The sequence below is a fragment of the Mesorhizobium sp. M7A.F.Ca.CA.002.15.2.1 genome, from assembly GCF_003998715.1.
Lineage (GTDB): Bacteria > Pseudomonadota > Alphaproteobacteria > Rhizobiales > Rhizobiaceae > Mesorhizobium > Mesorhizobium ciceri.
This window is the reverse complement of record NZ_RZPI01000322.1, coordinates 1-6,047: the sequence shown is the minus strand read 5'-3', so window position 1 is coordinate 6,047 and position 6,047 is coordinate 1. Positions and strand designations below refer to the sequence as shown.

Sequence of the window (6,047 nt, the reverse complement as noted above, 5' to 3'; positions counted from 1 at the left end):
TGTCCTCGACGGCGCGCATCCTGGCTGCCGCAAGCGACAGCCGCAGACGGTCGACAAACCCCTGCCGGTCGCCGCGATAGAGCCTTTTTGCCAGTTCGCCCTCGGTCGTCTTCGGCTCGACGGCGGTGGCGAGCGCCCATTGGCGCAGGCGATCCGCTTCGGCGGTCGAGAGTTTGAGCCGCTCGGCGAGCGACTTCATGCGAGCGGCATCGGGCGGCACGATCGCTTCCAGTCTGAGCAGCGGGTCGGGTGCCCAGCCCAGATCCTTGCCGGCCTTGGCCAACCCATGGATGGCATCGATACCCCATTTCTCGCTTTCCGGCAGCGCCGCGGTCAAGACACCTGCCTGCCGCATCCAAAGCAGCGCCCGTGACGGATCGGGCGCCGACAAAAGTTTCTTCAGTTCCGACCAGATGCGCTCGGACGAAAGCTGGGCCAGCCCTTCCTTCAGACGGGCGCAGGCTTTCAGCCCCTCGGCGTCGGGCCGTCCGTCGCCGTACCAGGCGAAGAAGCGGAAGAAGCGCAGGATGCGCAGGTAGTCTTCGCGAATGCGCGCTTCCGGGTCGCCGATGAATCGCAGCCGGCGCGCCTCGATGTCGGCAATGCCGCCGACCAGGTCGACCACCTTGCCATCGGCCTCGGCATAGAGCGCGTTGATGGTGAAGTCGCGCCGCTCGGCATCGAGCTTCCAGTCGCGCCCGAACGACACTTTCGCGCGCCGCCCGTCGGTTTCGATATCGGCGCGCAAGGTGGTGATTTCATAGGGCTTTCCGCCGGCAACCACGGTGATCGTCCCATGCTCGATGCCGGTTGGCACCGCCTTGAACCCTTCCGCTTCGGCGCGGCGGAGGGTTTGCTGCGGCAAGCAGGTGGTGGCGATGTCGATGTCGGCGACCGGCTGGTCCATCAGCGTGTTGCGCACCGCGCCGCCGGCGACTCGCGCCTCTTCACCGCCTTCGGCCAATGCGAACAGCAGGCGCTGTAGATGCTTGTCGGTGAGCCAATCGGCCCTGCCCGCGATCGAGACACTCACGCATAGAGCCTTTCATAGAGAGTACGAATGATGCCGGCGGTGACGCCCCAGATGCGCCGGTCGCCGTAAGGCATGTCGTAGAAGAACCATTCGAGATCGTTCCACATACGGCTGTCGCGCTTGTGGTTGGCCGGGTCCATCAGGAAGCGCAGCGGCACTTCGAAAGCGGCATCGACCTCGTCTGCGTTGAGCGTCAGTTGGAAACCGGGCCGCACGATGCCAAGCACCGGGGCGATGCGGTAGCCGCTGCCGGCGACATAGTCGGGCATGCGGCCGATGATCTCGATGCCATCTCGGCCAAGCCCGATCTCCTCGAAGGTCTCGCGCAGCGCCGCCGCCTCAGGGCTCGGATCGGTCGGATCGATAGTGCCGCCGGGAAAGGCCACCTGCCCCGAATGGCTGCGCAGCTTTTCGGCCCGTTTGGTCAGAAGAACCGTCGCATCGCCCTCATGATCGACCACCGGGATCAGCACCGCGGCATTGCGCAGCGCCTTGCCCTGGTTGAGGCGCGGATGGCCGGGGTTGAAGCGATGGTCGCCATAGTCGTCGTCGCCTGCATGTGCATCGGGCTGCACGGCAAAGCGCGCGCGAAAATCCGCGGATGAAAACGGCGCCGGCGTCACCTGGTCCATCACGCGCTCAGCCGCTTCAACTGGTCCGCCGGCATGATCGGGAACACGGCGCCCTTGGAGCGCACCGCGAACATCGTCTCGCCGCCGATTTCGATCTCCTCGCCATGCCCGACCAGTTCATACATCACCGGCCGCGCCACCAGCGCCTCCAGACGGCCACGCACCAGCACATAGGGCTTCAACCCGCCGGTCTCGTTCTCATCGACAAACCGCAGCGGCCGTTCCGGCCCGGCTTCGACGACGTCGCCGACATTGGTGCGGAAGGTGATTGTCTGCGCCTCGCCGCTGCCCGAAACGTCCATTTCGACGGCGATGAACGGCGCATCGGCGACGCGGATGCCGACCTTTTCTACCGGTGTCACCAGATAGGTCCTGCCATCGGCGTCCTTGCGCAGCACCGAGGAGAAAAGCTGCACCAGCGGCATGCGCCCGATCGGCGTGCCCAGATAGAACCAGGTGCCGTCGGCCTTGATCTCCATGTCCAGATCGCCGCAGAAGTCGGGATTCCAGCGTTCGACAGGTGCCGCGCCCTTGCCGGCACGGGCGGCGCGCGAGATCAGCGCCTCGAGACCACGCGCCTCGGTGGCATCAGTCAGGCTTTCTTCACGATGTCCCAAGGGTCCCGTCATGGTCACGAAATAGTCACTGTTGTTCCGCTTGTCAGCCTAAGTCTGTGATTTAAGTTTCGATGTAGGCGCCACGCGAGGCCGAATCGCGGCAACTTATGGTATGGTGCAGCCGTTGTTCCAGCCATGGTATTCCAACCACAAGGATCGATGCGGCATGAGCGTGATGGTCAAGGAAAGCCCGATCAGCGAAAAGGACATGATCGCCGAGGCCGAGAAGGCGCTTGCCGACATCTCCCGGATCCGCGACGGGGTCGGCCGGGTCATCTTCGGACAGGAAAGCGTCGTCGAGCGCACGCTGGTGGCGCTGCTGGCCGGTGGCCATGCGCTTTTGGTCGGCGTGCCGGGTCTCGCCAAAACCAAGCTGGTCGAAACACTTGGCATCGTGCTCGGCCTCGATTCGCGTCGCATCCAGTTCACGCCGGATCTGATGCCGTCCGATATCCTCGGCTCCGAAGTGATGGAGCAGGACGAGACCGGAAAACGCTCCTTCCGCTTCATCTCCGGGCCGATCTTCGCCCAGCTGCTGATGGCCGACGAGATCAACCGCGCGTCGCCGCGCACTCAGTCGGCGCTGCTGCAGGCCATGCAGGAATACCACGTCACCATTGCCGGCGCCCGCCATGACCTGCCGGCGCCCTTCCACGTGCTGGCAACCCAGAACCCGCTGGAGCAGGAGGGCACCTATCCGCTGCCCGAGGCACAGCTTGACCGCTTCCTGATGCAGGTGGACATCCTCTATCCCGAAATCGAGGCGGAGCGCCGCATCCTTCTGGAAACCACCGGCATCGAGGACGCGAAAGCGCAAAACGTGCTGCAGCCGGTGCGGCTGAAGGAGATCCAGACGCTGATCCGCCGCATGCCGGTGCCTGAAAGCGTCGTCGAGGCGATCCTGACGCTGGTGCGCTCGGCGCGTCCCGGCCAAGGCAATGCCGAGACCGATAAGAACGTCGCCTGGGGTCCCGGCCCGCGCGCCAGCCAGGCGCTGATGCTGTGCACAAGGGCGCGCGCGCTTTACGACGGACGGCTGGCGCCCTCGGTCGACGACGTCCGTGCGCTGGCCGAGCCGGTGCTGCAGCATCGCATGGCGCTGACCTTCGCCGCCCGCGCCGAAGGCACCAGCGTGCGTGACGTGGTGGCGAAACTCGTGAAAGGGATTTGATGCCGCGCATCGGCGAGGTCCAGGCTCCGGCAGCGACGCGCGACGCGCTCGCCCGTGGCCGGTTGCGGGCCTCGCTTGTGCCAGACCTGCTGGTCGAGGCGCGCCGTATCGTCAACACCGTGATCGCCGGCTGGCACGGCCGCCGCAAGCGCGGCATCGGCGAGAATTTCTGGCAGTTCCGGCCCTATGTCGAGGGCGATTCCTCGCGCATCGACTGGCGCCGCTCGGCCCGCGACGACCACACCTATGTGCGCGACCGCGAATGGGAAGCCGCCCATACCGTCTGGCTGTGGGCCGACCCCTCGCCGTCGATGCTCTACAAATCGACAGGCGCCAGCGTTTCCAAGCAATCGCGCGCGCTGGTGCTGGCGCTGGCCATGGCCGAGCTGTTGTCGCGCAGCGGCGAACGCATCGCCTGGCCGGGCCTCACCGACCCGTTCACCGCCCGCAACGGCGCCGAACGAATTGCCGCCCAGTTGATGCATGCCGGCGAGCTGCCGGCAAAACCCGACCTGTCCGACATCAGGCGCTTCTGCGACATCGTCATCGTCAGCGACTTCCTCGATCCCGTCGAGGAGACGATGGCCTGGCTCGACGTGCTGGCCCGCCACGGCGTGCGCGCCCACCTGATCGAGGTCGCCGACCCGGCCGAGGAGACCTTCCCCTATGCCGGCCGCACCGAATTCACCGATCCCGAGACCGGCGACAAGCTGACCGCCGGCCGCGCCGAAATGCTGGGTGATGAGTATCGCCTGCTCTACACCGCCCGCCGCCACGAACTGGCCGCCTGGTGCAAGCGGCTTGGCTGGAGCTTTACCGTCAACCACACCGATCGGCTCGCCTCCGACGCGCTGGTGCGGCTGCACATGGCGATGACCACTGATGGCCCCTCGGTCAGGCCGACCGCTGGCGGTCGTGCAGGCATCGCTGGTGGCGATCGGCCAGGAAAGGCTGTCGCATGAGTTGGCTGCCGCTCTCCTTTGGCGCCCCCATGGTGCTGTGGGGCCTGCTGGCACTGCCGGTGATCTGGTGGCTGCTCAGGCTGACGCCGCCCAAGCCGCAGACCGAGATCTTCCCGCCGCTGAAGATCCTGGCGCGCGTACTGAAGCGCGAGGAGACGCCGCAGCAGAGTCCGTGGTGGCTGACGCTGCTCAGGCTCTTGATGGCGGCCCTCATCGTCGCGGCATTGGCCGACCCGGTCTTCAATCCGCGTGAAAAGCTGCCGGCCGAAGGAGCCGCCCTTGCCCTGGTCATCGACAATGACTGGGCAAGTGCCGCCGACTGGGGCAAACGCGTCGCCACCGCCGAGCGGCTGATCAACGACGCCGGCTCCAACGGCGTGCCGGTCGTCATCGCCTTCACCGCCGAAAAAGCCAATGCCGAGATCGGCCCGTTCGATGCCGCCACCGCCCTTGACCGGCTGCGCGCCGCCAAGCCGCGGCCGATCCCGACCGACCGGCCCGCCGTCTATGCCCGCGTCGCCGGCGTGCTGGAGACCTTGCCCGGGGCCAGTGTCGCCGTGCTTGCCGACGGCCTGGCGGCAAAAGGCGATGAAGCCGCCTTCAACACGCTTTTGTCGAAAAATGCCGCCCGTGTCGTCTGGGCAACCGCCGACAGGCTGTCGCTGACGGGCCTGACCGCCGCCGACAACCAGGTCGACGGCTTTGCGCTGACCGCCATCCGCGCGCCGGGCGACCCTGCCCCGGCGCAGGTCACCGCCGGCGCCTTCGACGACAAGGGCCGCCGCATCGCCGATGCGACGCTGACCTTTTCGCCTGGCGAAACCACCGCCACCGGCACCATGGCGGTGCCGTTCGAATTGCGCAACGACTTCGCTTCGATCGCGCTCGACGGCGAGCGGCAGGCCGGTGCGGTGCGCGTCCTCGACGAAAGCTCCAAGCGCCGCCGCGTCGGGCTGCTGTCGCAGGCCGAGGCCGACCAGGCGCAGCCGCTTTTGTCGCCACTCTACTACATCAGGCGGGCGCTGCAGCCCTTCGCCGATCTGGTCGAACCCTCCAGCGCCGACCTCGCCGACGCCATCCCGCAGATCCTCGACCAGAAGCCCGCGATGATTGTCATGGCCGATATCGGCACCATTCCCGGACAGGTCCGGCAGAGACTTGTCGATTGGGTCGACAATGGCGGCACGCTGGTGCGTTTCGCCGGTTCGCGGCTGGCCACGGCGGGCGATGACGACGATTTGCTGCCGGTCCGCCTGCGCACCGGCGAGCGTTCGCTCGGCGGCGCGCTGTCATGGACGTCGCCGCAGCCTGTCACCGAATTCCCCAAGGCCGGCCCGTTCGCCGATCTGGCGCCGCCGGCCGAGGTCACTGTCAGCAGACAGGTGCTGGCCGAGCCGACACCCGATATCGTCGAGCGCACCTGGGCGGCCCTTGCCGACGGCACGCCGCTGGTCACCGGATTGAAGAAAGGCAAGGGCACGCTGGTGCTGTTCCACGTCACCCCTGAAGCAACCTGGTCGAACCTGCCGATCTCCGGCAGCTTCGTCGAGATGCTGCGCCGCATCGTGCAGCTGTCGCGCAACCAGGGCGCGGCCATCGCCAATGCCGAAGCCGCCGCGGCGTCGGCATTGG

General features: G+C 66.8%; 6 protein-coding genes. 3 read left to right on the top strand and 3 right to left on the bottom strand.

Translation table 11 applies throughout. The features are described 5' to 3' along the window. From ENZ74_RS18460 to ENZ74_RS18450, 3 genes are all read right to left on the bottom strand, one after another. Window positions 1-1,033 (bottom strand): CCA tRNA nucleotidyltransferase (locus tag ENZ74_RS18460; protein ID WP_164761080.1); only part of this gene is annotated, 1,033 nt, incomplete at its 3' end. After that, window positions 1,030-1,665, bottom strand: coding sequence for a CoA pyrophosphatase (locus ENZ74_RS18455; RefSeq protein WP_063168849.1), 636 nt, complete (start codon window positions 1,663-1,665; stop codon window positions 1,030-1,032). The genes ENZ74_RS18455 and ENZ74_RS18460, both read right to left, overlap by 4 nt. After that, window positions 1,665-2,294, bottom strand: coding sequence for a DUF1285 domain-containing protein (locus ENZ74_RS18450; protein WP_013529969.1), 630 nt, complete (start codon window positions 2,292-2,294; stop codon window positions 1,665-1,667). Before ENZ74_RS18450 ends, ENZ74_RS18455 begins: the two co-directional genes overlap by 1 nt. A 154-nt stretch (window positions 2,295-2,448) precedes the next feature. Here ENZ74_RS18450 and ENZ74_RS18445 point away from each other — a divergent pair, with 154 nt between their 5' ends. From ENZ74_RS18445 to ENZ74_RS18435, 3 genes are all read left to right on the top strand, one after another. After that, complete coding sequence (locus ENZ74_RS18445; RefSeq protein ID WP_013529968.1) at window positions 2,449-3,453, top strand: MoxR family ATPase; 1,005 nt, start codon at window positions 2,449-2,451, stop codon at window positions 3,451-3,453. Next, a complete protein-coding gene (locus tag ENZ74_RS18440; protein ID WP_013529967.1) occupies window positions 3,453-4,415 on the top strand; it encodes a DUF58 domain-containing protein in 963 nt (320 codons plus the stop codon). The genes ENZ74_RS18445 and ENZ74_RS18440 overlap by 1 nt, the downstream gene beginning before the upstream one ends. Then, a partial coding sequence (locus ENZ74_RS18435; RefSeq protein ID WP_206522295.1) for a BatA domain-containing protein occupies window positions 4,412-6,047 on the top strand: 1,636 nt, incomplete at its 3' end. The genes ENZ74_RS18440 and ENZ74_RS18435, both read left to right, overlap by 4 nt.